The 25408-nt window shown below is 71.7% G+C and carries 26 protein-coding genes; 24 read left to right on the top strand and 2 right to left on the bottom strand.

Translation table 11 applies throughout. The features are described 5' to 3' along the window. The 16 genes from ABT324_RS28845 to ABT324_RS28920 all read left to right on the top strand — a co-directional run. Positions 1–527 (top strand): NUDIX hydrolase (locus tag ABT324_RS28845; protein WP_351183846.1); only part of this gene is annotated, 527 nt, incomplete at its 5' end. Positions 528–574: 47 nt separating this feature from the next. After that, complete coding sequence (locus ABT324_RS28850; RefSeq protein ID WP_351183848.1) at positions 575–1519, top strand: DUF3048 domain-containing protein; 945 nt, start codon at positions 575–577, stop codon at positions 1517–1519. After that, on the top strand, positions 1516–2646 hold the full coding sequence (locus ABT324_RS28855) for a CapA family protein (RefSeq protein WP_351183849.1): 1131 nt from the start codon (positions 1516–1518) through the stop codon (positions 2644–2646). Before ABT324_RS28850 ends, ABT324_RS28855 begins: the two co-directional genes overlap by 4 nt. Positions 2647–2870: 224 nt before the next feature. Further along, positions 2871–3554: a Crp/Fnr family transcriptional regulator gene (locus ABT324_RS28860; protein ID WP_351183921.1), complete on the top strand. Its 684-nt coding sequence runs from the start codon at positions 2871–2873 to the stop codon at positions 3552–3554. A 4-nt stretch (positions 3555–3558) separates the two neighbouring features. Further along, positions 3559–4539 carry a hypothetical protein gene (locus ABT324_RS28865; RefSeq protein WP_351183851.1) on the top strand — a complete coding sequence of 327 codons (981 nt, stop codon included), beginning with the start codon at positions 3559–3561 and terminating at the stop codon, positions 4537–4539. After that, positions 4536–6614: a hypothetical protein gene (locus tag ABT324_RS28870; RefSeq protein WP_351183853.1), complete on the top strand. Its 2079-nt coding sequence runs from the start codon at positions 4536–4538 to the stop codon at positions 6612–6614. Before ABT324_RS28865 ends, ABT324_RS28870 begins: the two co-directional genes overlap by 4 nt. A 111-nt stretch (positions 6615–6725) precedes the next feature. Then, positions 6726–7385, top strand: coding sequence for a hypothetical protein (locus tag ABT324_RS28875; RefSeq protein WP_351183855.1), 660 nt, complete (start codon positions 6726–6728; stop codon positions 7383–7385). Positions 7386–7512: 127 nt separating this feature from the next. Next, on the top strand, positions 7513–7998 hold the full coding sequence (locus tag ABT324_RS28880; RefSeq protein ID WP_351183857.1) for an NUDIX domain-containing protein: 486 nt from the start codon (positions 7513–7515) through the stop codon (positions 7996–7998). Between the two features lie 200 nt (positions 7999–8198). Further along, positions 8199–9017, top strand: coding sequence for a CoA transferase subunit A (locus ABT324_RS28885; RefSeq protein WP_351183859.1), 819 nt, complete (start codon positions 8199–8201; stop codon positions 9015–9017). Beyond that, a complete protein-coding gene (locus ABT324_RS28890; protein WP_351183861.1) occupies positions 9014–9772 on the top strand; it encodes a CoA-transferase subunit beta in 759 nt (252 codons plus the stop codon). The genes ABT324_RS28885 and ABT324_RS28890 overlap by 4 nt, the downstream gene beginning before the upstream one ends. A gap of 142 nt (positions 9773–9914) precedes the next feature. Beyond that, positions 9915–10667 carry a protocatechuate 3,4-dioxygenase subunit beta gene (gene pcaH, locus ABT324_RS28895; RefSeq protein WP_351183863.1) on the top strand — a complete coding sequence of 251 codons (753 nt, stop codon included), beginning with the start codon at positions 9915–9917 and terminating at the stop codon, positions 10665–10667. Further along, a complete protein-coding gene (gene pcaG, locus ABT324_RS28900) occupies positions 10667–11239 on the top strand; it encodes a protocatechuate 3,4-dioxygenase subunit alpha (RefSeq protein ID WP_351183864.1) in 573 nt (190 codons plus the stop codon). Before pcaH ends, pcaG begins: the two co-directional genes overlap by 1 nt. A 16-nt stretch (positions 11240–11255) precedes the next feature. Then, positions 11256–12569, top strand: coding sequence for a 3-carboxy-cis,cis-muconate cycloisomerase (gene pcaB / locus ABT324_RS28905; protein WP_351183866.1), 1314 nt, complete (start codon positions 11256–11258; stop codon positions 12567–12569). Further along, the gene (gene pcaD / locus ABT324_RS28910; RefSeq protein WP_351183868.1) at positions 12566–13327 is read left to right on the top strand and encodes a 3-oxoadipate enol-lactonase; all 762 of its coding nucleotides are present in this window, start codon (positions 12566–12568) and stop codon (positions 13325–13327) included. Before pcaB ends, pcaD begins: the two co-directional genes overlap by 4 nt. Next, entirely contained in the window at positions 13327–13710 is a 384-nt protein-coding gene (gene pcaC, locus ABT324_RS28915) for a 4-carboxymuconolactone decarboxylase (RefSeq protein WP_351183870.1), read from the top strand. The genes pcaD and pcaC overlap by 1 nt, the downstream gene beginning before the upstream one ends. 14 nt (positions 13711–13724) lie before the next feature. Next, a complete protein-coding gene (locus ABT324_RS28920; protein ID WP_351183872.1) occupies positions 13725–14525 on the top strand; it encodes an IclR family transcriptional regulator in 801 nt (266 codons plus the stop codon). Between the two features lie 3 nt (positions 14526–14528). Here ABT324_RS28920 and ABT324_RS28925 read toward each other — a convergent pair whose 3' ends face one another. After that, complete coding sequence (locus ABT324_RS28925) at positions 14529–15281, bottom strand: FadR/GntR family transcriptional regulator (protein ID WP_351183874.1); 753 nt, start codon at positions 15279–15281, stop codon at positions 14529–14531. A gap of 97 nt (positions 15282–15378) precedes the next feature. On the opposite strand from ABT324_RS28925, the gene ABT324_RS28930 reads away from it, so the two are divergent. The 6 genes from ABT324_RS28930 (at position 15379) to ABT324_RS28955 (ending at position 21416) form a co-directional block, all read left to right on the top strand. Further along, complete coding sequence (locus ABT324_RS28930; protein WP_351183876.1) at positions 15379–17004, top strand: L-lactate permease; 1626 nt, start codon at positions 15379–15381, stop codon at positions 17002–17004. A 25-nt stretch (positions 17005–17029) separates the two neighbouring features. Beyond that, on the top strand, positions 17030–17764 hold the full coding sequence (locus tag ABT324_RS28935) for a (Fe-S)-binding protein (protein ID WP_351183878.1): 735 nt from the start codon (positions 17030–17032) through the stop codon (positions 17762–17764). 17 nt (positions 17765–17781) lie between these two features. Continuing rightward, on the top strand, positions 17782–19212 hold the full coding sequence (locus ABT324_RS28940; RefSeq protein ID WP_351183923.1) for a LutB/LldF family L-lactate oxidation iron-sulfur protein: 1431 nt from the start codon (positions 17782–17784) through the stop codon (positions 19210–19212). Next, entirely contained in the window at positions 19209–19847 is a 639-nt protein-coding gene (locus ABT324_RS28945; protein ID WP_351183880.1) for a LutC/YkgG family protein, read from the top strand. The genes ABT324_RS28940 and ABT324_RS28945 overlap by 4 nt, the downstream gene beginning before the upstream one ends. 86 nt (positions 19848–19933) lie before the next feature. After that, entirely contained in the window at positions 19934–21112 is a 1179-nt protein-coding gene (locus ABT324_RS28950) for an acyl-CoA dehydrogenase family protein (protein WP_351183882.1), read from the top strand. A gap of 91 nt (positions 21113–21203) precedes the next feature. Further along, positions 21204–21416 (top strand): DUF8847 domain-containing protein, encoded by a 213-nt coding sequence (locus ABT324_RS28955; RefSeq protein WP_351183884.1) that lies wholly within the window; start codon positions 21204–21206, stop codon positions 21414–21416. Here ABT324_RS28955 and ABT324_RS28960 read toward each other — a convergent pair. After that, complete coding sequence (locus ABT324_RS28960; protein WP_351183886.1) at positions 21395–22405, bottom strand: Lrp/AsnC family transcriptional regulator; 1011 nt, start codon at positions 22403–22405, stop codon at positions 21395–21397. The genes ABT324_RS28955 and ABT324_RS28960 overlap by 22 nt on opposite strands. Before the next feature lie 232 nt (positions 22406–22637). On the opposite strand from ABT324_RS28960, the gene ABT324_RS28965 reads away from it, so the two are divergent. After that, a complete protein-coding gene (locus ABT324_RS28965; protein ID WP_351183888.1) occupies positions 22638–24176 on the top strand; it encodes an AbgT family transporter in 1539 nt (512 codons plus the stop codon). Positions 24177–24197: 21 nt separating this feature from the next. After that, positions 24198–25406 carry a metal-dependent hydrolase family protein gene (locus ABT324_RS28970; protein ID WP_351183890.1) on the top strand — a complete coding sequence of 403 codons (1209 nt, stop codon included), beginning with the start codon at positions 24198–24200 and terminating at the stop codon, positions 25404–25406. The last annotated feature ends 2 nt before the right edge of the window (positions 25407–25408 follow it).

Consider the following 25408-nt stretch of genomic DNA (forward strand, 5'->3'; position numbering starts at 1 on the left):
GCCGACCTGCGGCGGTGGCGGTCGCGCTGGCCAGCGAGGACGGCGAGCTCGGCGTCTGGATCACCCGGCGGGCCGCGACGCTGCGCGCCCACGCGGGCCAGTTCGCGCTGCCCGGCGGCCGGGTGGACCCGGGCGAGGACGCGCCCCAGGCCGCGCTGCGCGAACTGCACGAGGAGCTCGGGGTGGCCGCGGACCAGTGCGACGTGCTCGGCCAGCTGGACGACTACGCGACCCGCTCCGGGTACGTGATCACGCCGGTGGTGGTGTGGATCGGCGAGGCGCCGCAGCTGGCGCCCAACCCGGCGGAGGTGGCCGGGGTCGACCTCGTGCCCCTGGCCGACCTGGACGTGGAGCCGCGGTTCGTGCGGATCGCCGAGTCCGACCGCCCGGTGATCCAGCTGCCGCTGCTGGGCACCCTCATCCACGCGCCGACGGCGGCAGTGCTGCACCAGTTCCGCGAGGTCGCGCTGCACGACCGGCACACCGGGGTGGCGGACCTGGAGCAGCCGGTGTTCGCCTGGCGGTGACCGCACGGGCGTAGCCTGGAAGCGGAGGGAATTCCGGGGAGCCTTTGATGCCGCGCGAGTTGCTGCGCGCGTTGACCGCAGCGTGGATCGTGCTGGTGGTGCTCGGCGGAGTTGCGTGCAGCCCGTCCCAGCCACCGCCAGCCGGGTCCCCCTCGCCGCCAGCAGGCGGTGCACCAGCCACCTCCCCGCCCGCACCGGTGCTCGCTGTCAAGATCGACAACGTGCCGGACGCCCGGCCGCCGGTGGGCATCGGCGCCGCGAACCTGGTCTACGTCGAGCCGGTGGAAGGCGGCTACAGCCGCTTGCTCGCGATCTTCGCCGGGCAGCTGCCGCCGCTGGTCGGGCCGGTGCGCAGCGCGCGGGAGACCGACGCCGAGCTGCTCCCCCAGTTCGGCCACCCCACGCTGGCCTACTCGGGCGCGGCTCCGGAGCTGCTGCCGGTGATCGACGCGGCTCCGCTGACCGATGCCTCCGACGCCAACCAGCCCGCCGCCTATTCCCGCGACGAAGCCCGCCCGGTGCCGCACAACCTGTTCCTCGACCCGGCCGAGTTGCCGCCCGGCGCCAACTGGCCCCCGCGGAACCGGCCGGTCACCGGACCGACCCCCGCCGGGGGAACGCCGACCGAGCACTACGAGGTCAGCTTCCCGGCTGCCACCACGGAGTTCTACTGGTCCCCGCAGGAGCAGCGGTGGCAGGTGTCGATGGACGGCGAGCCCTACGCGGCGGTCGACTCCGGTCGCCTCAGCACGTCGACCGTGGTCATCCAGCGGGTGCGGGTGCGGGATTCGGCGATCCGCGACGCGGCGGGCAACCCGTCACCGATCGCCGAGACCATCGGCAGCGGTCCGGTCGTGGTGCTACGCGACGGGCGCGCCTTCGACGGCACCTGGTCGCGCCCGGCCCCGGACGCCGCGGCCACATACACCGGCCCGTCGGGCGAGCCGCTGCCGGTCGGTCCCGGCCAGGTCTGGACCGTGCTCGCGCCATGAAGCTGTTCCTGTGCGGCGACGTGATGCCCGCCCGCGGCGTGGACCAGATCCTGCCGCACCCAGGTGACCCGGCCCTGCACGAGCCCCACCTGCGGGACGCGCGCAGCTACGTGGCGGCCGCCGAGGCGCGCAACGGCCCGATCCGCCGCCCGGTCGGGTTCGCCTGGCCGTGGGGCAGCGCGCTGCGGGCGATCGAGGAGGCCGCGCCGGACGTGCGGGTGATCAACCTCGAGTCCAGCATCACCCGCGACGGCCACTTCGCCGCGGACAAGGGCTTGCACTACCGGATGGCCCCGGACAACGTGGACTGCTTGCGCGTGGCCCGCCCGGACGTGTGCAGCCTGGCCAACAACCACGTCCTGGACTTCGGCCGCGAAGGCCTGGTCGACACGCTCGACGCGCTTTCCCGAGCGGGGCTGCGCTGGGTGGGCGCCGGGCGCGACGCCGCCGAGGCGAAGCGCCCGGTGCTGGTCGGCACGCCGCGCGGCCGGGTCGCTGTGTTCGGTTGTGGGACGGCTTCCAGCGGAATCCCGAGCAGCTGGGCGGCCACCTCACGACGGCCGGGCGTCCACTTCCTGCCCGACCTCTCCGACCGGCGGGCGACCGAGCTCGCCGCCGAGATCCGGGAGCAGACCCGTCCCGGCGACATCGTGGTCGCCTCACTGCACTGGGGGACGAACTGGCAGTACCACGTGCCCGCGGAGCAGGTCCGCTTCGCGCACCGGCTGATCGACGGCGGGGTACACGTGGTGCACGGCCACTCCTCGCACCACCCGCAGCCGATCGAGGTCTACCGCGGCAAGCTGGTGCTCCACGGCTGCGGCGACCTCATCGACGACTACGAGGGCATCGCCGGCTACGAGTGCTACCGAGACGACCTCCGCCTGCTGTTCTTCGCCACGCTGACCCCCACCGGTGACCTGGCCGACCTGCGCATGCTGCCGATGCAGGCCAGGAGGATGCGCCTGCACCCGGCCTCGACCACCGACGCCGAATGGCTCCGCACCACCCTGACCCGCGTCAGCGCCGACTTCGGCACCAAGATCACCCGCACCGGCGGCACCCTGCACGCCCACGTCCAGCTCCGAAGTGGACCACCCGGTTCAGCGCAGCCGATGTCGAGCTGACACTTCCACCTCCCAGCAGGCGGCATCGTCCTGCGCTGACCGGCTGATCCGGCAGCGTCCCGGCATCACCAGAAGTAACGGCTCGACGGCTCATCGAGTGATCTTGCTCCGCGCACGCCACGCGAGGTCGGCCTGGCGTTAGACACGACGACGTGAACGAGGCACACGACTACCGCGCAGGACGCGGTTTCCGCTCCCTCATTTCGACTCGTGCCTGGTCGACCATGGTCCAGCAGGGCATCCGGGCAAAGCATCGCGCCGGTGACCGGTTGCTGCACCAAGGCGCCCCGGGCGGTTGGGTTCTGTTGTGCCTGTCTGGGCGGTTGAAGGTGGTCTACGCCGAGCCCGACGGTCGTGAACTCATGCTCGCGGTCCGCGGCCCAGGCGACGTGATCGGCGAGTTCTCCAGCCGGGACGGACTGCCCCGGTCCGCCACCGTCCAGGCCATCGAACCGGGTATCACCTCCAAGCTCGCCGACAGCCGCTTCACCGAACTCGTCGCGGCCATGGGGCTGAAGGCCCAGCTCGACGGCTACATCCTGGGCAAGCTGCGGGCCAGTGCCGCCCACGCCTGGCAACTCGCCCACCACACCACCACAACCCGGTTGGCGGACCTGATCACCACGTTGATCGAGGTGGCGGGCCCGGACCACCCGGCACCCACCACCATCGCGATGTCACAGGAAGAGCTGGCAGCCGCGCTCGGTCTGGCGAGATCGGCGATCACCCCCGTCCTCGCCAGGTGGAAGTCCGCCGGCCTGATCCGCACCTCGCGCGGCAGGCTCCACATCACCGACCCCGGTGCGCTGCTGCGCCTCGGAAACCCTGATCTGTCCAGTTCTGGACAGAACCCGCCGCGGCAACCGGGCAGTCTCCTCCCCGTCCTGCGAACACGACCGCGGAGGTGAACCAGTGGACGACCAGTCCCGGGAGATCAACCGCCCCATCGGGGAACACATCGGCATCCTGGCCGTCGACGTGCACGGCTTCAGCAAGCACAACACCACCCAGCAGCAGACCATCGTGCAGACCTTGCCGGATGTCCTGCAGCAGGCCGCCATCCGAACCGGTCTGCGCAACGACTGGGACGACCGCTTCCGAGCACACCGTGGCGACGGCTACCTGATGAGCGTCCGCCAGGACCTGGTCGCAGTCGTCGTCGACAGGTTCTTCGACGCCCTGCAGGCCGAACTGCGCCGCCGCGCGCCTCAGCTCCGCGTGGAGGGCATCACGCTGCGGTTGCGGGCGAGCTTGCACCTGGGCCTCGTCGGGTCGTTCGACGCGCTGCTGACGGACTCCCCCACCGGCAGGATCATGGTCGACACCAACCGCATGGTCGACGCGAAGTCCGTCAAGGCCCTCCTCGACCGCTCGGACCCGGCGGTGACCCACGTGGCCTCGGTGATCTCGAAGTCGGTGATGGACGAAGTCGTGGCTGCCGGTCACACCTCGCGGCAGCCCTCGGAGTTCGTGCAGGCCCCGCTGGAGGTCGACGCCAAGGAGTACTCGGGGGTCGGGTACCTGCGCGTCCCGGCACCGTCCGCCGAACTGCTCCGCGCGGGACTGCTCGTCGGCCAGCCCGAGCCGGAGACCGGGGCACGACCGGAGGACGAGACCGCACCACTCGGCGACGCGCACGTCCAGAACTCCGTGCGCGGACACGCGGAGAACGTCGCCCAAGCCGGTGTGATGGGAGACGTCACGGACCGATCGGTGCGGGGCAACAGCGGCATCGTGGTGAGCGGCAACAACAACACCACCGCAGGCCACGACGTCGACCAGTCGCAGCACAAGCAGGAGTTCTCCGGTCTCTTCCACACGCAGGGCGACTCCAACTTCGGTCCGTCCAGCGGACGTCGCACCGGTGCCGGCCACACCGCGGAGGAGCAGTGAGCGCGGTGGACCACGACGTCGACGAGTTCGGCATCCTCGACCCGCCAGCCCCTGCGGAGCCCGCGCCCGCACCGCAGGTCGAACCGGCGGAGAACTACTCCAACCACGGCGCGATTTCGGTGTCCGGGAACGGGAACACGACCACAGGTAGGGACTACCACCAGCAGTCGACCGTCAACATCTACGGCCGCGATGCCGCAGAAGCAGTCCTGGCACTCGCACGCCCGCCGCGCCAATCCGGACGCGGACTCCAGGACGCGGAAGCGCTGCGGAAGCTGGCCGAGCGGTACGTGGCTCCCAATGGGCTGCTCGGCGACGAGCCAGGTACCGCGTTCAGGACCGTGCTCGACCGCCGCGTCGTCATGCTCACCGCACCTGAGCACGAGAGCGGTCAGTTCTCCGCGGGACGACGGCTCGGTTATGAACTCCAGCAGCGCCAGCCCGACCTGGTGGTCCGCGAGGACATGATCGACAAGGATTCCGGGCTCCAAGCGGAATCCTTGCTCGTGGACCACGAACCGGCCGCGGTGCTCATCGACCTGAGGAACGCTGGGCCGGAGGAGTTCGACCAGGTCCGCCTCGGGCTCGTGAAGTTCACCGAGCGCCTCGAAGACCACCAGAGCTACCTGATCCTGATCATCCCGCACGAGCACGCACGTTCGTTCGAGGAGAACTTCCCCGAGCGGGTGCACCAGCTGGGAAGGCCACCCGCCTCCGCAGTCTTCGCCCGCTATGCCACGGTGCCGAACGCGGAGGACCTGTTCAACAAGGTGCCCCCGGAGAAGCTCCAGCACCTGTGGCCGCCGCGGATCAAGGAGGTCGCCGACGACGTATCGGAGCGGAGTGCTCGTGGCGAGGACCCCGAGCAGGCGCTGGACGCCGCCCTGCACGACCGCCTCGACGGGCCGACGGCCCACCTCCGCACCAAGATCCAGCAACACCAGCAGAAGGGTGACACCGAGTGGATGTCGCTCATGCTGGCAGCCGGTCTGCTGGAGGAGGCTTCCGCCCGGCACATCGTGGCGGCGTCCAACAGACTCCTGGTGCACAGCAAGGTCGAACGGCACGAGGTCGTCCCGTTGTTGCAGCCGAGCCCGTACACGAAGCTCGAGAAGCTGGAGAAGGACACCTTCGACCTGAGAACACGTGCTTTCCGACCCCGTGGGTCCGGAGTCCGAGTGCTGCAGCACGTGTGGCGCGAGCACGACGCCCTCCGCAAGACAATGCTGGAATGGATCGGTGATCTGCCCAGCCAGATCCGCGACCTGAGCCAGGAGGAGTTGGAGCGAGTCGCCGACCGCGCCGCGGAGCTGGCTACCCAAGGCGGACCCAGCATCGCCATCTCGCTCGCTGATTCCTGGGCGGAGGCCAAGGGAGAACGGTTCGACGCCTACCGCCGTTCGATCGCTGTCCGGCTCCTGACCACGACTGCCACGGACCTGTCCCTGGGCAAACCGATCCGGCAGAAGCTCTGGGAGTGGTCGCGCGAGTCCAACGCAGACCGCCAGTTGTTGACGGCCGAGGTGTGCGCGGGCATCGGGCAGGCGTTCCCGCGCATCGCGCTCACGCGGCTCAAGCACCTGGCCAACGCTGAGAGCGCCCTCGTGCGGGACGCGGTCCAGTCCGCCGTCGAGCAGATCGGCGCGGAACTCGGCGCCTCGACGTTCCTGCGCCACCTCGCGGACTGGTTCACCGATGCCAGCCCGGCTCGACTGCTGCTCATGGCCGAGAGCGTTGCGCGCGTGCTCGACGGTCGGACGCTGGAGGTCGACGAGGAGGCAGCGGCGACGTTCTGGCAGCAGGCGCTGGAGGCCATGCCACCGGACAACCTCCGCCCGGTGGTGGAGAGCTGGTTGCGCACAGCGGCTCAAGCCGAGCCCGACCGGCGTGCTGGCCTGGTGGAGCCGCTGGTCACGGCTACCAAGCACGACTCGCGCCGCATCGCGCAGCTGCTCTACGCCAGCCGGTTCGGTTCGAACTGTTTGGACCTCAGCTCGCTGGACGAGAGCCTGTCCGACGTCGTCAACCAGCTGTGGACGCGACTGGACGAGGTCGACCCCGCCCGGTTGCAGTGAGCGCTGGACCACTGGGAAGAGCCCATGAACCACCGAAAGCAAGCCCGTGCGATTCGCAGGCGGATGGTCGCCGGCGGGGACGAGTCAGTTGGCGAGCAGCACTCGGTCACCTTGCCGAGTGCCGACCCGTTGCTCCCCTTCGAGGTCACGTTGGTCGTGAAGTACCGGGTGGCGGGCACCGGGTCGCCGCCGTCCGCGCAGGAGATCGCCGCGGAAGGCATCACCCAGCGGGCCGAAGAACTCAGTCGAGCCCACTCGCTGACCGAGTGCGACCGGTTGCGCGGGAAGCTGGCCATCGCGTTGTCGCGCTGGCAGGAAGTGGCGCGAACTGGAGTTTGCGCTCAAGCGCAGTGCACCTCCGTGACCGCCGACCCCGAACTCGCCTCCGCGGTGGCCGCACGGGAGTCGGCGGCGCGGCGCCAGGCTGTGCTCTCGTGGCAGCACGAGCAGCGGGAGCACAGCGCGGCACGGCTGCGGTCGTTGATCGTCGACCCACTCCGGGCCACCGCTTGGTGGTTCGCCGACAACCAGGACGCCGTGGACAAGCTGCCCGAGGTCGCCAAGCAGTTCCAAGCTGTTCGAGACCTCCTGGCACCCACCGCTGCAGAAGAATCGGCAGGTCAACTGCTCGACGAGTACCTGACCGACGTCGATGTGGTCGAGCGCGGACGTGTGCTCTTCCAACTGCGGAGGATGTTCGGCGAGCACCGGCGCGACGACCTCGCCGAGCGCATCGACTCGGTGGACCGTGACGAGCCTGGTCCCGGCTGATGCCGCACCGGGCCGGGAGCCGCGATCCCGGCCCGGTGCCCGCTGTCCAGCGCGCGGCGATCGCGCGGTTGGCGGGATTCCTCGGCTAGGGTGATCTTCCTCAGCGCCGTGGGAGGGACGTGCACCGATGCCCAAGTTCAGCTGGCACACCTGCCCCGTTCCCGAGGGACTGCCGGTGCGGCAGGTGTACGGGTTTCTGTTCGTCCCCGACGGCCGGGTGCTGCTGCGGGTGGACGGCAGCAAGCACACCCTGCCCGGTGGGCGTCCCGAGCCCGGCGAGGTCGAGTACTGCGACATCCTGCGGCGGGAGTCGATGGAGGAGGTCACCGTCGACATCGACGAGCCGCACTACCTGGGCTACCAGTGCGTGGACGACGGGATCGCGCCGTACGCGCAGGTGCGGATGGCCGCCGTGATCAGCCTGGTGCACCCGCCCGCACCGGACCCGGACAGCGGCCGCACCTACCGGCGGCTGCTGGTGCACCCCGGCAAGGTCGGCGACCTGCTCTCCTGGGGCGAGACCGGTTACCTGCAGGCGACCGCGGCCGCGGAAGCCGCGGTCGCCGTCTTCCAGCTCCCCTCCGACGGCCTGCCCGAGACCGGCGACCTCTGACCTCGCCCCCTCACCCGCGGCCCCCCGCGTCCCCACAACGAGACGGGCCACGTCCGTTACGAGGCACTCGTACCGGTGCTCGGGTGACGTGCTGCTCTCCGGGGATTCAGCCCTCGAGCCTTGACCTGGGTTCAGGCGCGCGCATATCGTTCGCAGAAAGCACAGGTGTTCACTATGCGCACAAGGGAGGAGTGGTCGGGGTGGCACGCATCCTGCAGCTCGACGAGGCGATCGCGGAGCTCGTCCACGACGGCGACGCCATCGCCCTGGAGGGCTTCACCCACCTGATCCCGGTCGCCGCCGGGCACGAGATCATCCGGCAGGGCCGCACGGACCTCACCCTGATCCGGATGACCCCGGACATCGTCTACGACCAGCTCATCGGCGCCGGGTGCGCGCGCAAGCTGGTCTTCTCGTGGGGCGGCAACCCCGGCGTCGGCTCGCTGCACCGGTTCCGCGACGCCGTCCAGAACTCCTGGCCGGTCCCGCTGGAGATCGAGGAGCACAGCCACGCGGGCATGGCCAACCGCTACGCCGCCGGCGCCTCGGGGCTGCCGTTCGCGGTGCTGCGCGGCTACCGCGGTACCGACCTGCCCGCGCAGACCGACACCATCAAGCCGATCGAGTGCCCGTTCACCGGCGAGCAGCTGACCGCCGTGCCCGCGCTCAACCCGGACGTCGGCATCATCCACGCCCAGCAGGCCGACCGGGCCGGGAACGTGCAGATGTGGGGCATCACCGGCGTGCAGAAGGAAACCGTGCTGGCCTCCAAGCGCTCCCTGGTCACCGTCGAGGAGATCGTCGACGAGCTGACCCCGCGGCCCGGCGCGGTGGTGTTGCCGCAGTGGGTCGTCACCGCCGTCGCCGCGGTCCCGGGTGGCGCGCACCCGTCGTACGCGCAGGGGTACTACGAGCGCGACAACGCCTACTACCAGCAGTGGGACCCAATCGGCCGGGACCGGGAGAAGTTCGCGAACTGGCTGGAGACCGAGATCAAGCCGGAGAGGAGCGCGCGATGACCGCCGAGTACACCGCGGACGAGATGATGACCGTCGGCGCGGCCCGGTCGCTGCGCGACGGCGCGGCCTGCTTCGTCGGCATCGGCCTGCCCAGCACCGCCGCCAACCTGGCGCGGCGCACCCACGCCCCGGGCCTGGTGCTGATCTACGAGTCCGGCACGCTGGGCGCCAAGCCCGACCGGCTGCCGCTGTCCATCGGCGACGGCGTGCTGGCCGACACCGCCGACTCGGTGGTCAGCGTGCCGGAGGTCTTCAACTACTGGCTGCAGCCCGGCCGCATCGACATCGGCTTCCTCGGCGGCGCGCAGGTCGACCGGTTCGGCAACATCAACACCACCGTCATCGGCGGCGACTACGCCGACCCGGGGGTTCGGCTGCCCGGTGCCGGTGGCGCCCCGGAGATCGCCGCGTCCTGCCGGGAGGTGCTGATCGTGATGCGGATGAGCCCGCGCAGCTTCGTCGACCGGCTCGACTTCGTCACCTCCGTCGGCTACGGCACCGGCAAGGGCGCCCGGGAGGCGCTCGGGCTGCGCGGCCGGGGCCCGGTCAAGGTGATCACCGACCTGGGCGTGCTGGAACCCGACCCGGACACCTGCGAACTCACCCTCACCCAGCTCAGCCCCGGCGCGACCGTCGAGCAGGCCAGGGCCGCCGTCGGGTGGCCGCTGGAGGTCGCCGACGCGCCGACCGAGCTGGCACCGCCGACCGGGACGGAGCTTTCGGTGTTGCGGGAGCTCAAGGCCACGATCGGATGAGCAGAGCACGAGGAGCTGCTCGGCACCCCCGCTGCACCGCACCTCAGGGGACCGCGGCGCGAGCCAGTCACCGGGAACCCGCACCACGCAAGACCACTCCCAACCGCGACGACCACCGTGAACCACGGAGAGGCGGGAGAGCATGACCACGCACGAGACCCGGTCGCCAGCCGGGCTGATCCTGCCCCGCTACGGCAGCGACGAACCGTCCCACCCGGCGCTGGACACCCCCGAGTACCGCTCGTCGGCGCTGCGCCACCCCAAGCAGCCGCTGCAGTACCTGCCGCACCACCTCACCGAGGTCACCGGCCCGCTGCTGGGGCAGGACCGCTGCGGCGAGCACGACCACGACCTGACCGCGCAGCACGACGGGGAGCCACTGGGCGAGCGGATCATCGTCAGCGGCCGGGTGCTGGACTCCAACGGCAAACCGGTGCCCAACACCCTGGTGGAGATCTGGCAGGCCAACTCCGCGGGCCGCTACCTGCACCAGGGCGACCGGCACCCGGCGCCGCTGGACCCGAACTTCTCCGGGACCGGCCGGTGCATGACCGACGCCGACGGCAACTACCGGTTCGTCACCATCAAGCCTGGCGCCTACCCGTGGCGCAACCACGACAACGCCTGGCGCCCCGCGCACATCCACTTCTCGCTGTTCGGGCAGGCGTTCACCCAGCGGTTGATCACCCAGATGTACTTCCCGGGCGACCCGCTGTTCGACCAGGACCCGATCTTCAACTCGGTGCGCGACGAGCGGGCCCGCCAGCGGATGATCTCCCGCTTCGACCTGGACACGACGGTGCCGGAGTGGGCGCTGAGCTACCAGTGGGACATCGTGCTGCGCGGCCCGCAGGCCACCGTGTTCGAGGACGAGGAAGAGGAGGACGACGACTGATGGGCGCACCCACTCCCCCCGCCACCACGCCGTCGCAGACCGTCGGCCCGTTCTTCGGCCTGCCCGGCGGCATCCTGTGGGCCGACGGCCCGGAGGTCGTCGGCGAGGGCACCCCCGGCGCGTTCCTGCTGCGCGGGCGGCTCCTCGACGGCGCCGGCGAGCCGATCCCGGACGGCGTGGTCGAGATCTGGCAAGCCGACGAGCAGGGCCGCTTCGACCACCCCGCCGACCCGCGCCCGGAGTCCGCCTCCTGGCAGGGCTTCGGCCGCTGCCCGACCAGCGCCGACGGCGAGTTCTGGTTCCGCACCGCCAAACCGGGCCCGCTGCCCACCCCGACCGGGCAGACCGAGGCGCCGCACATCAACGTGACCGTGCTGGCCCGCGGCATGCTCAACCGGGTGGTCACCCGCGTGTACTTCCCGGACGAGGAGCAGGCCAACGCCGCCGACCCGGTCCTGTCTACAGTGGATCCCGCACGCCGGGGCACGCTGATCGCCGTCCCGGAAGACCAGGGCTACCGCTTCGACATCCGGATCCAGGGCGATGACGAAACCGTATTCTTCGCGATCTGACGGCCTGTTCGGGCCGATGTTCAGCACCCCGGCCGCCGCCGAGCGGACCTCCGCCGGGGCGTGGCTGCAGGCGATGTTGGACTTCGAGTCGGCGCTGGCCGCGGCGCAGGCCGCGGCCGGGGTCGTCCCGCGCGCGGCGGCCGAGGAGATCGCCCGGTGCTGCCGGGCGGAGCTGTTCGACGTCGACTCGATCGCCGAGCGCGCGGTGTCCTCGGCGACTCCGGTGATCCCGCTGGTCCGCGACCTGTCCGCGGTGCTGGGTGAGGACGCCAAACCACACGTGCACCGGGGCGCCACCAGCCAGGACGTGATCGACACGGCGGCCATGCTGGTCGCGCGCGACGTCCTGGGCCTGATCATCGGTGATCTGCGCGCGGCGGCCGACGAGTGCGCGCGCCTGGCCGAGCAGCACCGCGGCACGATCATGATCGCCCGCTCGCTGCTGCAGCAAGCGCTGCCCACGACGTTCGGCAACCGCTGCGCGACCTGGCTGGTGTCGCTCGACGAAGCGGTCACCGCGCTGGAGCGGATGCGCCGCGAACGGCTGGCGGTGCAGTTCGGCGGGGCCGCGGGCACGCTCGCCGCGCTGGGCTCCGACGGCGTTCGCGTGCTGGGACTGCTCGCCGCCGAGCTGGAGCTGGCCGAACCGGTGGCCCCGTGGCACACCGACCGCACCCGCGTCGCCGAGCTGGCAGGGGCGCTGGGCACGGCAGCCGGGGCGCTCGGCAAGATCGCCCTGGACGTCGAGCTGCACGCGCAGACCGAGGTCGGCGAGCTCACCGAGGGCGAGGCTGGTGGTTCCTCGGCCATGCCGCACAAGCAGAACCCGGTGTCCGCGGTGCTGGTGACCGCCGCGACCAAGCGCGTGCCCGGCCTGGTCGCGACGCTGCTCGCGGCGATGCCCCAGGAGCACGAACGCGCCGCCGGGACCTGGCAGTCCGAGTGGGAGCCGCTGACCGAGCTGCTGAGGCTGGTCGCCGCCGCGTCAGCGCGGACCCGGCGACTGCTCGCCGGGTTGCGGACCCGTCCCGAGCAGATGGCCGCCAACCTCGACCTGACGCGCGGACTGGTGATGGCCGAGAGCGCGGCAGGCCGGTTGGTGGACGCGCTCGGCCGCACCGAGGCGCAGGACCTGGTCGGGCAGTTGTGCCGCCGCGCGGTGCTGGAGGGCACCACGCTGCGTGAGGAGCTGCTGGCCGAGCAGCGGGTGCGGCAGGTGCTGTCCGAGGACGAGGTCGTCGCGGCCACCGAACCGTCGGACTACCTCGGATCCGCCCACGCCTTCGTCGACCGCGCACTGACCGCACATGCCGAATTGGAGGAGCGGTGAACGTCAACTACGAGCTGACCGGCCCGGATGGCGCCCCGGTCGTGGTGCTGTCCAACTCGCTGGGCACCGACCTGACCCTGTGGGACGCGCAGGTCCCGGCGCTGGCGCAGGAGTTCCAGGTGCTGCGCTACGACCAGCGCGGGCACGGCGAGACCCCGGGCGCACCTGGTCCGTACACGCTCAAGCAGCTCGCCGGGGACGTGCTCGCGCTGCTGGACGTTCTGGGCATCCGCAGGGCGCACTTCGCCGGGGTGTCGCTGGGCGGCATGACCGGCATGTGGCTGGCCGAGCACGCGCCCGAGCGCATCGACCGGCTCGCGCTCATCTGCACCTCCGCCGACCTCGGCCCGGCCTCGATGTGGCGGGACCGCGCCGCGCTGGTGCGGCAGGAGGGCACCGCGGCGATGGTCGAACCGTCGCTGCCGAAGTGGTTCACCCCCGAACTGGCCGGGCGGGAGGACGTGGTGGCGAAGTTCGGCGGGATGCTCGCCGCCGCCGACGCCGAGGGCTACGCCGGGTGCTGCGAGGCCATCGCGGACATGGACCTGCTGGACGGGCTCGGGGGGATCACCGCACCGACGCTGGTCATCGCGGGCGCCGAGGACCCCGCCACTCCCCCGGTGCACGCCGAGCGGATCGCCGCCGCCGTCGGGGGCGCGCGCCTGGAAGTGCTCTCCCCCGCCGCACACCTGGCCAACGCCGAGCAGCCCGAAGCGGTCAACCGACTGCTGCTGGAGCACTTCACAAGGAGCCTGTGATGTCCGACGAAACCCGCCACGCGCAGGGCATGGACGTGCGCCGCGAGGTGCTCGGCGACGAGCACGTGGACCGCGCGAACGCCAGGACCACCCCGTTCACCGAGGGCTTCCAGGACTTCATCACCCGCTACGCCTGGGGCGAGCTGTGGACCGGCGACGGGGTGGACCGGCGCACCCGCAGCATGCTGACGCTGGCGATCCTGGCCGCGCTGGGCTGCGAGGACGAGTTCGCCATGCACGTCAAGGCCGCGCGCCGCAACGGGGTGCCGCCGGAGCACATCCGCGAGGTGCTGATGCACGTCGCGGTCTACGCCGGGGTACCCCGCGCCAACAGCGCCTTCGCGATCGCCAATACGATCCTGGGTGACGAGCAGTCCGACTGAGCGGGGAGAGCACCGTGGAGACCGCAACCGACCCGGCCGGCGGCTACGTGCAGTCGCTGGCGCGCGGCCTCATGGTGATCCGCGCGTTCGACGAGTCCAACCCCGAGATGACGCTGTCCGAGGTGGCCCGCGCGACGGACCTGTCGCGCGCGGCGGCCCGGCGCTTCCTGCACACCCTGGTGCACCTGGGTTACGTGTGGACCGACGGCCGGGTCTTCGCGCTGACCCCGCGGGTGCTGGAGCTCGGCTTCGCCTACCTGTCCAGCATCTCGCTGCCGGAGATCGCCCAGCCCCACCTGGAGCGGCTGGTCGCCGAGGTGCACGAGTCGGCGTCGGTGTCGGTGCTGGACGGGCCGGACATCGTCTACGTGGCCCGGGTGCCCACCTCGCGGATCATGACGGTGTCGATCAACATCGGCACCCGCTTCCCCGCCTACGCCACCTCGATGGGCAAGGTCCTGCTGGCCGACCTGTCCGCGGCCGAGCTGGACGGCTACCTCTCCGAAGTGGACCTCGCGCCGCTGGGCCCGCACACCATCACCACCCCCGAGCAGTTCCGGGCGGAGCTGGCGCGCATCCGCGAGCAGGGCTGGGCGTTGGTGGACCAGGAGCTGGAGGCCGGGCTGCGCTCGATCGCCGCCCCGATCCGGGACCGGTCGGGCGGGGTGGTGGCGGCGGTGAACATCTCCTCGCACGCCTCCCGCACCAGCCCGGAGGGCGCCCGCCGCGACCTGCTGCCGCCGCTGCTGCGGACCGCCGAGCGCATCGCCGCCGACCTCGCGGTGGCCCCGGCCTCCCGCGCGGTCTCCCGCTGACCGCTAGCCGAGGTCCTGCAGCCAGGCGCTGCGGTAGAAGCTGCGGATGTGCCGCTCCACCTGCGCTTCGGCCTCCGCGGCGTCGCGGGCCAGCAGCGCCCGGTGGATCAGCCGGTGGTCGTGGCGCAGGCCGTCGGCGATCGGGTCCCACTCGTCCCCGAGGTCGTCGAAGGCGGCCAGCAGCGGTCGGCGCAGCGACTCGCGGATAGCGATCGTCATGTCCGCCACCAGCCGGTTGCCGCCGGCTTCGGCGATGGCGACGTGGAACCGGGTGTCAAGGTCGTTGAACCGCTCCCGGTCGCAGTCCGGTGCGTCCATCTCGTCCAGCAGCTCGCGCAGCTCCTCGAGCTCGGCCTCGGTGGCGCGCTGCGCGGCGGTGCGCGCGCTCTCGCGCTCCAGCATGATCCGCGCCCGCACCACGTCGGCCATCGGGAAGTTCGCCAGCGCCACGTGGAACCGGAGCAGCCTGGTCAGGGCCTGGCTGGGCAGCGCGGCGACCGTCGTGCCGGAGTCCGGACCGGTGCCCACCGCCATCCGCAGCACGCCCTGGGCCTCCAGCGCGCGAAACGCCTCCCGCACCGCGGCCCGGCTCACGCCGAGCATCTGCGCCAGGTCGCGCTCCGGCGGCAACCGGTCGCCGACGACGAGCTGACCGCTGACGATCTGCTCCTCGATGCGGTCGATGACCAGCTCGTAGGTGCGCGCCCGGGCGACCGGTCGCCACCCCGCGCGGTCGTCGATCTCCGAACCGGTCACCGGTCCCCCTTTACAAACCCCGCCAGCGATCTTTATGGTACCGCCAGCTCTTGGTCTGACCATAGAAAGGTCAACGGCACAGAGAGGTGTCGCCCCCGTGTACCAACCGCTCACCGCTCCGATCGCGGACAGCCTCGGCCTGTCCGCGCTGCTCGCCGCCATCCCGCTGCTGGTGGTGTTCCTGCTGCTCGGCGTCCTGCGCGTCAGGGCGCACTGGGCCGGGCTGGCCGGGCTGGCCGCCGCCCTGGTGATCGCCGTGCTCGGCTACGGGATGCCAGCCGATCTCGCGCTGCTGTCCGCGGGCCAGGGCGCCGCCTTCGGCGTGCTGCCCATCCTGTGGATCGTCATCACCGCCATCTGGCTCTACCAGCTGACCGTGCGCAGCGGTCGCTTCGAGGACCTGCGGGCGAGCTTCGCGCTGCTCTCGCCGGACCCGCGGATCCAGGCCGTGGTGATCGCCTTCTGCTTCGGCGGTCTGCTCGAGGCCCTCGCCGGGTTCGGCGCGCCGGTCGCGATCACCGGCATGATGCTGGTCGCCATCGGGTTCCCACCGCTGCGCGCCGCCGTGACGGTGCTGCTGGCCAACACCGCTCCGGTGGCCTTCGGCGCGCTGAGCACGCCGATCATCACCGCGGGCGAGCTCACCGGGATCCCCTACGAGCACATCGGCGCCGTGGTCGGGCGCCAGACCCCGCTGCTGGCGGTGCTCGTCCCGGTCCTGCTGGTGCTCGTGGTGGACGGGCGGCGCGGTGTGCGGCAGACCTGGCCCGCCGCGCTGGTGACCGGCGTGGCGTTCGCGGTCGCGCAGTTCGTGTGCGCCAACTACATCTCGGTTCCGCTGACCGACATCGTCTCGGCGCTGGTGGGCGCGGTGGCGCTGGTCGTGCTGCTGCGGTTCTGGCAACCCGCAGGGAGCACCGAGGCGCAGGCCGACCTCACCAGCGGCGCCACCGCGGTCCCGGAGCGGCAGCTGAACACCGGGCGGATCGTCCTCGCGCTCTTCCCGTACCTGCTGGTGATCGCGGTGTTCTCGGTGGTCAAGCTCTGGGAGCCGCTCGGGGACGCGCTGGCCGCCACCGACGTCGAGATCCCGTGGCCGGGCTTGCACGGCGCCCTGCTGTCGGCCTCCGGTGAACCGGCCAGCAGCACGGTGTTCACGCTGTCCTGGCTGTCCTCCCCCGGCAGCCTGCTGCTGCTCTGCGGCATCGGGGTGGTGCTGGTCTACCGGATCAAGCCGACGACGGCGCTGGCCGAGCTCGGCCGCACCGTGGTCTCGATGCGCTGGTCCGGGCTGACCATCATCAGCGTGCTGGCGCTGGCCTACGTGATGAACCAGTCCGGGCAGACCACCACGATCGGCACCGCCATCGCCGGGCTCGGCACCGCGTTCGCCTTCCTCTCCCCCGTGCTCGGCTGGATCGGGGTGGCCGTCACCGGCTCGGACACCAGCGCCAACGCGCTGTTCGCGAGCCTGCAGCAGGTCGCCGCGGAGCGGGTCGGGGTGGACCCGGCGCTGCTGGTCGCGGCCAACACCTCCGGCGGGGTGATGGGCAAGATGATCAGCCCGCAGAACCTGACCATCGTGGCCACCGCCGTCGGCGTGGCCGGATCGGAGGCCAAGGTCCTGCGCGACGTCCTCAAGTGGAGCCTCGGGCTGCTGCTGGCCCTGTGCGCGCTGGTCTTCCTGCAGTCCAACGTCCTGTCGTGGATGCTTCCACGGTGAACGACTCAGAACGAGGTGATGTGGCATGAGGGTGGCGCTGTTCGCGACGTGCCTCGGGGACACCGTGTTCCCGGCAGCGCCGAAGGCGACCGTGCGGCTCCTGGAGCGGCTCGGCTGCGAGGTGGAGTTCCCCGCGGCGCAGACCTGCTGCGGGCAGATGCACACCAACACCGGGTACCGCAGGCAGGCGAGGTCCTCGGTGCGGACCTTCGTGGACGCCTTCGCCGACTACGACGCCGTGGTCGCCCCTTCCGGGTCGTGCGTGGCCTCGGTGCGCCACCAGCACGCGTTGGTCGCTGACGGCGACCGCGAGCTCAGCCGCGCGGTCGCACAAATCGCCCCGCAGGTGCACGAGCTGTCGGAGTTCCTGGTGGACGTGCTCGGGGTGACCGACGTCGGCGCGTACTTCCCGCACCGGGTCACCTACCACCCGACCTGCCACTCCGCGCGACTGCTGCGGGTCGGCGACCGCCCGCTGCGGCTGCTGCGCGCGGTCCGCTCGCTGGAGCTGGTCGAGCTGCCCGCAGCCGAGCAGTGCTGCGGCTTCGGCGGCACGTTCGCGCTGAAGAACCCGGACGTGTCGGTGGCGATGGGCGCCGACAAGGCACGGCACGTCCGGGAGACCGACGCCGAGGTGCTCTGCGCCGGGGACAGCTCGTGCCTGATGCACATCGGCGGGCTGCTGTCCCGCCAGCGTTCGGGGATCCGGGTGATGCACCTCGCCGAGGTCCTGGCCAGCGCGGAAGGAGACGACCGGTGACCGGCACCTACCTGGGTATGCCCGCGTTCCCGCAGGCGGCCAAGCGGGAACTGGCCAACTCGCAGCTGCGGCACAACCTCGCCGACGCCACCTCAACGATCCGGCGCAAGCGCGCCGACGTGGTCGACGAGCTGGACGACTGGGCGCAGCTGCGCGAGGCCGGTGCGGCGATCAAGGCCCACACGCTGTCCAACCTGGACACCTACCTGGAGCAGTTCGAGGCGGCGGTGACCGCCGCGGGCGGCACCGTGCACTGGGCGCGCGACGCCGCGGAGGCCAACCGCGTCGTGGTGGACCTGGTGCGCGCCACCGGGGAGCGCGAGGTGGTCAAGGTCAAGTCGATGGCCACCCAGGAGATCGAGCTCAACGAGGCGCTGCAGGCGGCCGGTGTCGACGCCTGGGAGACCGACCTGGCGGAGTTGATCGTCCAGCTCGGGCACGACTCGCCCAGCCACATCCTGGTGCCCGCGATCCACCGCAACCGCGCGGAGATCCGGGAGATCTTCCAGCGCGAGATGGGCGAGGTCGGCGTGCCCGCCCCGACCGACCTCACCGACGACCCGGCGCGGCTGGCCGAAGCGGCGCGCCGCCACCTGCGGGAGAAGTTCCTGCGGGCCAAGGTCGCCGTCTCCGGGGCGAACTTCGCCGTCGCCGACTCCGGCACGCTGGTCGTGGTGGAGTCCGAGGGCAACGGCCGGATGTGCCTGACCCTGCCGGAGACGCTGATCAGCGTCGTCGGGATCGAGAAGCTGGTGCCGCGCTGGCAGGACCTGGAGGTCTTCCTGCAGCTGCTGCCGCGCTCCAGCACCGGGGAGCGGATGAACCCCTACACCTCGACCTGGACCGGCGTCACGCCGGGCGACGGGCCGCAGCAGTTCCACGTGGTGCTGCTGGACAACGGCCGCACCAACGCCCTCGCCGACGAGGTCGGCCGCCAGGCGCTGCGCTGCATCCGCTGCTCGGCCTGCCTGAACGTGTGCCCGGTGTACGAGCGCACCGGCGGGCACGCCTACGGTTCGGTCTACCCCGGCCCGATCGGGGCGGTGCTGACGCCCCAGCTGCGCGGCACGGGGTCCGAAGTGGACAAGTCGTTGCCCTACGCGTCCTCGCTGTGCGGGGCCTGCTACGACGTCTGCCCGGTCGCCATCGACATCCCGGACCTGCTGGTGCACCTGCGGACCCGCGTGGTCGAGGAGCACCGCGGCTGGCGGTCCAAGCCGCTGGACGCGCTGATGGCCCTGGCGTCGTGGGTGCTCGGCGACGCCAAGCGGCTGGCCGCCGCGCAGAAGGTGGCGGCGCTGAGCCGCCGGGTGGTCGGCCGCAAGGGCATTATCGGCCGCCTGCCCCCGCCGCTGTCCCGGTGGACCGATGCGCGCGATGCACCGGCCCCGGCCGAAGAACCGTTCCGAACGTGGTGGGAGCGAAACCGAGGGGGCGATGCGCGATGAGCGCGGCACGCGAGGCGGTCCTGGGCCGGGTGCGCTCGGCGATCGCGGGCACCGAGCGGACGTCGCTGGCCGACGTGCCGCGGCACTACCGGGAGCACCGCCCGGCGGAGGACCTCGTCGGCCTGTTCTGCGAGCGGGTCGCCGACTACCGGGCCACCGTGCACCGGGTCGCACCGGGCGGGCTGACCGCCGCGATCACGGCCGCGGCGCACGACCTCGGAGCCCGCCGGGTCCTCGCCCCAGCCGGGGTACCACAGGCGTGGTGCGATGCCCTGCGCGCGGAGTTCGACCAGGTCGAGGACGGGGTCGGGATCGACACCGCCGGCCTGGAGCGCGTCGACGCGGTGATCACCACGGCCGTGGTGGGCATCGCCTCCACCGGCACGATCGTGCTCGACCACGGGCCGGGCCAGGGGCACCGGGCGGTGACCCTGGTGCCGGACGTGCACATCTGCGTGGTCTCCGAGTCGCAGGTCGCCGACGACGTCCCGGAGGCCCTGCGGCGACTGGACCCGGCGCGGCCGATGACCTTCATCAGCGGCCCGTCGGCCACCAGCGACATTGAGCTCAAGCGCGTGGAAGGCGTGCACGGCCCACGGACCCTCCACGTCCTGGTGACCCCGGAGGCGACCTGACGGAGCCCCCGGTGCGGACCACCTGGCCCTCCGCCGCGGCGGTGCAGGCACACTGATCATCAGGACGGGTGATCGTGGAGGACTGGATGGTGGAGGCCCACGCTCCGCTGGAGCCGCAGCTGGACGTCGTCGCACGGGCCGCGGCGTTGCGCGATCAGCTCGCGTCGCACCGCAGCGAGGGCGAGCAGCAACGCAGGCTGGCCGACGAGGTGATCGCCGCGCTGGAGGCGGCCGGGCTGTTCCGCGCGTGGGTGCCGCGGCGCTTCGGCGGGGCGGAGCTCGACCTGCGCACCTATCTGGACGCCACCGCGGAGGTCACCAAGGGCGACGCCTCGGCGGGCTGGCTGGTCATGATCCTCGGCTGCGGTGACTGGCTGACCGGGCTGTTCCCGGACCAGGCGCAGCAGGAGGTCTTCGGCACCGACCCGGACACCAAGGTCTGCCAGGTGCTCTCCCCGAAGGCCAGGGCCCGGCGCGCCGACGGCGGCTGGCTGGTGAGCAGCAGGTGGGCCCCGGCGTCGGGGTGCCTGCACGCGGAGTGGGCGATGCTCGGCATGACGCTCCCGGAGCAGGGCGCCGCCTTCGGGCTGGTGCCGATGCGCGAGCTGACCGTCGAGGACACCTGGTTCACCCTCGGGATGCGCGCCACCGGCAGCAACCTACTGGTCGGCCAGGACCTGTTCATCCCCGACCACCGGGTGCTGCACCGCGGTCCCGCCACGCGCGGCGAGTTCCCCCGCACCGGCAACGACTCCCCGCGGTACCAGGCGGCGCTGGTGCCCACGCTGGCCACCTTCCTGATCGCGCCGCTGCTCGGGATGGCCGAGCAGGCACTGGAGCACGTCGTCGCACAGTCCGGTGCGCGGGGCATCTCGTTCACCAGCTACGAGCGCCAGCTCGACTCGACCGGGTTCCAACTGGCGGTCGCCGAGGCAGCCACCGGGATCGACGTCGCCCGGATGATCGCGCACCGGTCGGCCGCCGTCGTCGACGGGCACGCGCGCGCCGGCACGCACCCCGACCTGCTGGAGCGAACCCGCCTCCGGCAGCACTCCAGCTACGCGGTGCGGCAGTGCCGGGAAGCCGTCGAGATGCTCATCAACGCCTACGGGGCGGGCGCGATGTCGGAGCGGGACCCGCTGCACGGCATCGTGCGCGACATCCAGACCGCGGCCCGGCACGCGCTCGCCCACCCGGCCTCCAACGCCGAGGTCTTCGGCCGCGCCCTGCTGGGCGTGGAACCGGGCATCACCGAGATGATCTGAGCACCCGCCACACGATCAAGTGACACCGGGAACCGGTCTCCGAGCACCCTGGTCTGAAGTGGTGCCGATCACTTCAGGAGGGAGTTCCGCGTTGCCAGACATCAGGGTTGTGCTGCGGGGCGGTCCGCAGGACGGGAGCGAGGTCGACGTGCCCGCGGACGGCTCGGGGAAACCGATCCCGCGGATCACGCTGCCCGCCCGCGCTCGCAACGCCCAGGCGGTCCCACCGCTGCTGATCTACGAGCGCGGCCGCCGCACCCCGGACGGGACCTGGCAGTTCCACTACGTCGGCGCCGAGACCTGAGCGGCGTCGCCACCGAGCAGCACCCCTTCGCGGGGCAGCCAGTACCGGGTCAGCACGCGGAGCATGACCGCGACCTCCACGGCCTTGATGCCGTCCATCGCCGCCAGGTCCCCGGTCAGCAGGTCGGCGAGGTCGTCCTCGTCGCGGAACGCGCCGTTGTAGATCATCGACGCGCTCCCGGCCACTGTGGACACGAAGCGGGCCGACGGGTGCCTGCCGAGCGCCTCGGCGGTGGAGGTGATCGAGCGCAGCTCCGTCGTCAGCGAGATCACCGCCTCCACCGGGAAGCCCAGCACCGCGGGCTCGATCTCCACCCTCGGCACGATGGCACCGCGCTCCAGCAGCGACTGGACCGTCCGGTACGCGGTGGACTGGCTCAGCTCCAAGCGGCGCGCGATGTCCGCCGCGCTCGCCCGCCCGTCGTGCTGCAACGCACGCGCCACCCGCCGCTCGTCCGCGCTGAACCCGGTCGCACCGGTGTCGCGGTGCGCCGGGTTCTCCGCGCGCAGGCGCTCCTCCTGCTCCGCCGTGAGCCGGTCGAGCAGCCACGTCGCCGCGGAGGCGTAGGAGCGCAGGGCGATCTCGGTGTGGGTGGCCACCACGCCGGGAATGCCGCCGACCCGCTCGGTGATCAGGCAGTCGGCGTCGGCCCGTGCGCTCGGTTGCAGGATGCCGTAGACGTCGGAGCGACCGGAGGTGACCGCGGCGAACTGGGTTTCCGGGAGTGCCGCGAGGTCGCGGGCCACCTGGCCCGCGGTGCCGGGTTGCGCGGAGATCCACAGGTGCTGCGGGTGCGCGTCGGAGAACACCGACCAGTTGACCTGGCCGATCACCTTCAGCAGCCGCTCGTCGACCAGCCGGGCGAGGCGGCGGCTGACGGTGCTGGCGGACATGTCCAGCACCTCGGCGAGCAACCGCACCCCGGCGCGCGGCGCTCGCTGCAGCGCCGCCACCAGGTCGAGGTCGGCGTCATCCAGTGTCTCGGGCACGACCGGGATCGTACGGCCTCCCCCGGCGCTCCTCGACGATCCCGGCTGCGGCCCCCGACGCTCCCATGGACGAACCACCATCGAGACCGAAGTTCCCTTAACTTTCTCACCCTATGAATGACTGTTTCATTCTCATCTCGTTCTTGACTGATTTTATCGAGCCAACGTAGCGTGCTGCGCATCCTGCCGCTGGACCGCCAACGTCCCGGCACCCGTCCCAGGAGGTCGCATCGTGCGTGGCGCTGCGCAGACACCACCGCGGTCCACCCGCGTGCTGGTCCGGGTCCTGGCCGGTGTCGAACGCGCGGGCAACCTGCTCCCCCACCCGTTCTGGCTGTTCGGGATCCTGAGCGCGGTGCTCGCGGTGCTCAGCTGGGTGTTGCACGCGCTGGGCGTCACCGCGGTCAACCCGGCGGACGGTGGGATCGTCGCGGTCCGCAACCTGATCTCCGCCGACGGGATCCGCACCGCCGTCTCGGGGGTGGTGGAGAACTTCGTGACGTTCCCGCCGCTGGGTACCGCGCTGGTCACCATGATCGGTGTCGCGGTGGCGGACAAGGCCGGACTGCTGACCACCGTGCTGCGCGCCGCGGTGGTCCGGGTGCCCCGCCGCGGGGTGACGTTCGCGCTGGCGTTCACCGGGATGATCGCGCACGTCGCCTCCGACGCCGCCTACATCGTGCTCATCCCGCTGGGCGCGATCGTGTTCCGCGCGGTCGGGCGCAGCCCGGTGCTGGGGATCGTGGTGGCGCTGGTCGCGATCTCCGCGGGGACCGACGCCAGCCCGCTGATCACGCCGACCGACGTGATCCTGTCCGGGCTGACCACCGCCGCGGCCGGCACGCTGGACCCGACCCACGTGGTGAGCCCGGTGGCCAACTACTTCTTCTCCGCCGCCTCCTCGGTGGTGCTGTCCGCGGTCATAACGCTGGTCGTGGAGGGCTTCCTCGCCAAGAGGGTGGAGACCGGCGAGGACGACGCGAACGTCGAGCTGGACGACTCGTCCCTGGCGCTCACCGCTGACCAGCGGCGCGGCCTGCGCAACGCCGGGATCGCCGCGCTCGGCTACCTCGCGGTGCTGGTGGTGGTGACCCTCCCGAGCGGGTCGCCGCTGCGCGGCGAGGACGGGTCACTGCTGGAATCGCCCCTGCTGTCCGGGATCGCGGCCGTCCTGTCGCTGCTGTTCGTGATCACCGGCGCCGCGTACGGCACCGCCGTCGGGGTGGTCCGGCGCAGCCGCGACCTGCCGGACCTGATGGTGCAGGGGCTGCGCGACATCGCCCCGATCCTGGTGCTGTTCTTCGCCGTCTCGCAGTTCCTCGCCTTCTTCAAGTGGACCGGGATCGGTGAGGTCACCGCCATCCACGGCGCGGCGCTGCTGGAATCGCTCGGCGCGCACAGCCTGCTGGTATTCCTGGGCATCCTGGTGCTGGTCAGCCTGATCAACCTGGTGGTCACCAGCGGCTCGGCGCAGTGGGCGCTGGTCGCCCCGGTGTTCGTGCCGATGCTGATGCTGCTGGACATCCCGCCGGAGACCACCCAGGCGCTGTACCGCATCGCCGACTCCTGCACCAACGTGATCACGCCGATGAGCCCGTACTTCGTGATGGCGCTGGGTTTCGTCCAGCGGTACCGGCGCGAGGCCGGCATCGGCACGCTGGCCGCGATGACCATCCCGCTCGCGCTGTCGATGCTGCTGGTCTGGACGGTGCTGTTCTTCGCCTGGTGGGGCCTGGGCATCCCGCTCGGCCCGGGCGCTCCGGTCCGCTGACGACTACTCGAAGGGACACCCTTGAACTCCTTGGTCCTGCGCAACGCCCACCTGCTCGACGTCGGATCAGGCACTTACCGGGAAGGAGACCTGGTGTGCGCGGACGGGCGGATCGTCGAGGTGGGCGGACGGGCCACCGCTCCCACCGGTGCCACCGAGGTGGACCTGCGCGGCGGGTACGTCCTGCCGGGCCTGATCGACGCCCACGTGCACGTCGCTGGCATCACCGCCGACACCACCGCGCTGCGCGGCTGGTCGCCGAGCTACATCGCCGCCGGCGCGGTGCGCAACATGGGCGCGATGCTCGATCGCGGGTTCACCACGGTGCGCGACGTCGGCGGCGCGGACTACGGGTTCGCCGCCGCGCAGGAGGACGGCCTCATCCGCGGCCCGCGGCTGGTCTTCGGCGGCAAGGCGTTGAGCCAGACCGGTGGGCACGGCGACAAGCGGACCGCCGGGGTGCGGGTCCACGACGACCACCCGTTCTGCGGTGGTTCCAGCCGGATCGCCGACGGGGTGGACGGCGTCCGGCTGGCCGCGCGCGACGAACTGCGGCGCGGCGCGCACCACATCAAGGTGATGGCCTCCGGTGGCGTCGCCTCCCCCACCGACCACATCGACTCCACCCAGTACTCGGTGGACGAGCTGCGCGCGATCGTCGACGAAGCTCGGGCCGCTGGCCGGTACGTGACCGTGCACGCCTACCCACCAGCGGCGATCAACCGGGCGCTCGAAGCGGGGGTGCGCTGCGTCGAGCACGGGAACCTGCTGGACGACCGCAGCGTGCAGCTGCTCGTGGAGCGGGGGGCGTTCCTGGTGCCAACGCTGGTGACCTACTGGGCGTTGCAGCGCGAGGGCATGGAGCACGGCCTGCCCCGCGGCAGCTGGGAGAAGGTGGCGCAGGTCCTGGAAGGCGGGCTCGGCGCCCTCGAGCGGGCGGTCCGCGGCGGTGTCGACGTAGTCTTCGGCACCGACCTGCTCGGCGGCATGCAGCGCTACCAGAGCGAGGAGTTCAGGATCCGCGCGGAGGTGCAGGCGCCCCTGGAGATCATCCGGTCCGCGACGTCCGTGGCCGCCGAACTCGTGCGGATGCCCGGCGAGGTCGGCACGCTCGACCCTGGTGCGCACGCCGACCTGGTCGTGCTGGACACCGACCCGCTGGCCGACATCACCGCGCTCACCCGCCCGCCCCGGATGGTCGTCCAGGCGGGGACGATCGCGGTGGGCTGACG

Origin of the sequence: Saccharopolyspora sp. NPDC000359 (assembly GCF_040300525.1) — a bacterium.
GTDB lineage: Bacteria > Actinomycetota > Actinomycetes > Mycobacteriales > Pseudonocardiaceae > Saccharopolyspora.

Bases quoted from the DNA above. Each gene is read 5' to 3' on its own strand.
- ABT324_RS28850 (WP_351183848.1), top strand. From the start codon at position 575: ATGCCGCGCGAGTTGCTGCGCGCGTTGACCGCAGCGTGGATCGTGCTG.
- ABT324_RS28855 (WP_351183849.1), top strand. From the start codon at position 1,516: ATGAAGCTGTTCCTGTGCGGCGACGTGATGCCCGCCCGCGGCGTGGAC.
- ABT324_RS28860 (WP_351183921.1), top strand. From the start codon at position 2,871: ATGGTCCAGCAGGGCATCCGGGCAAAGCATCGCGCCGGTGACCGGTTG.
- ABT324_RS28880 (WP_351183857.1), top strand. From the start codon at position 7,513: ATGCCCAAGTTCAGCTGGCACACCTGCCCCGTTCCCGAGGGACTGCCG.
- ABT324_RS28890 (WP_351183861.1), top strand. From the start codon at position 9,014: ATGACCGCCGAGTACACCGCGGACGAGATGATGACCGTCGGCGCGGCC.
- pcaH (WP_351183863.1), top strand. From the start codon at position 9,915: ATGACCACGCACGAGACCCGGTCGCCAGCCGGGCTGATCCTGCCCCGC.
- pcaG (WP_351183864.1), top strand. From the start codon at position 10,667: ATGGGCGCACCCACTCCCCCCGCCACCACGCCGTCGCAGACCGTCGGC.
- pcaB (WP_351183866.1), top strand. From the start codon at position 11,256: ATGTTCAGCACCCCGGCCGCCGCCGAGCGGACCTCCGCCGGGGCGTGG.
- pcaC (WP_351183870.1), top strand. From the start codon at position 13,327: ATGTCCGACGAAACCCGCCACGCGCAGGGCATGGACGTGCGCCGCGAG.
- ABT324_RS28935 (WP_351183878.1), top strand. From the start codon at position 17,030: ATGAGGGTGGCGCTGTTCGCGACGTGCCTCGGGGACACCGTGTTCCCG.
- ABT324_RS28940 (WP_351183923.1), top strand. From the start codon at position 17,782: ATGCCCGCGTTCCCGCAGGCGGCCAAGCGGGAACTGGCCAACTCGCAG.
- ABT324_RS28945 (WP_351183880.1), top strand. From the start codon at position 19,209: ATGAGCGCGGCACGCGAGGCGGTCCTGGGCCGGGTGCGCTCGGCGATC.
- ABT324_RS28950 (WP_351183882.1), top strand. From the start codon at position 19,934: ATGGTGGAGGCCCACGCTCCGCTGGAGCCGCAGCTGGACGTCGTCGCA.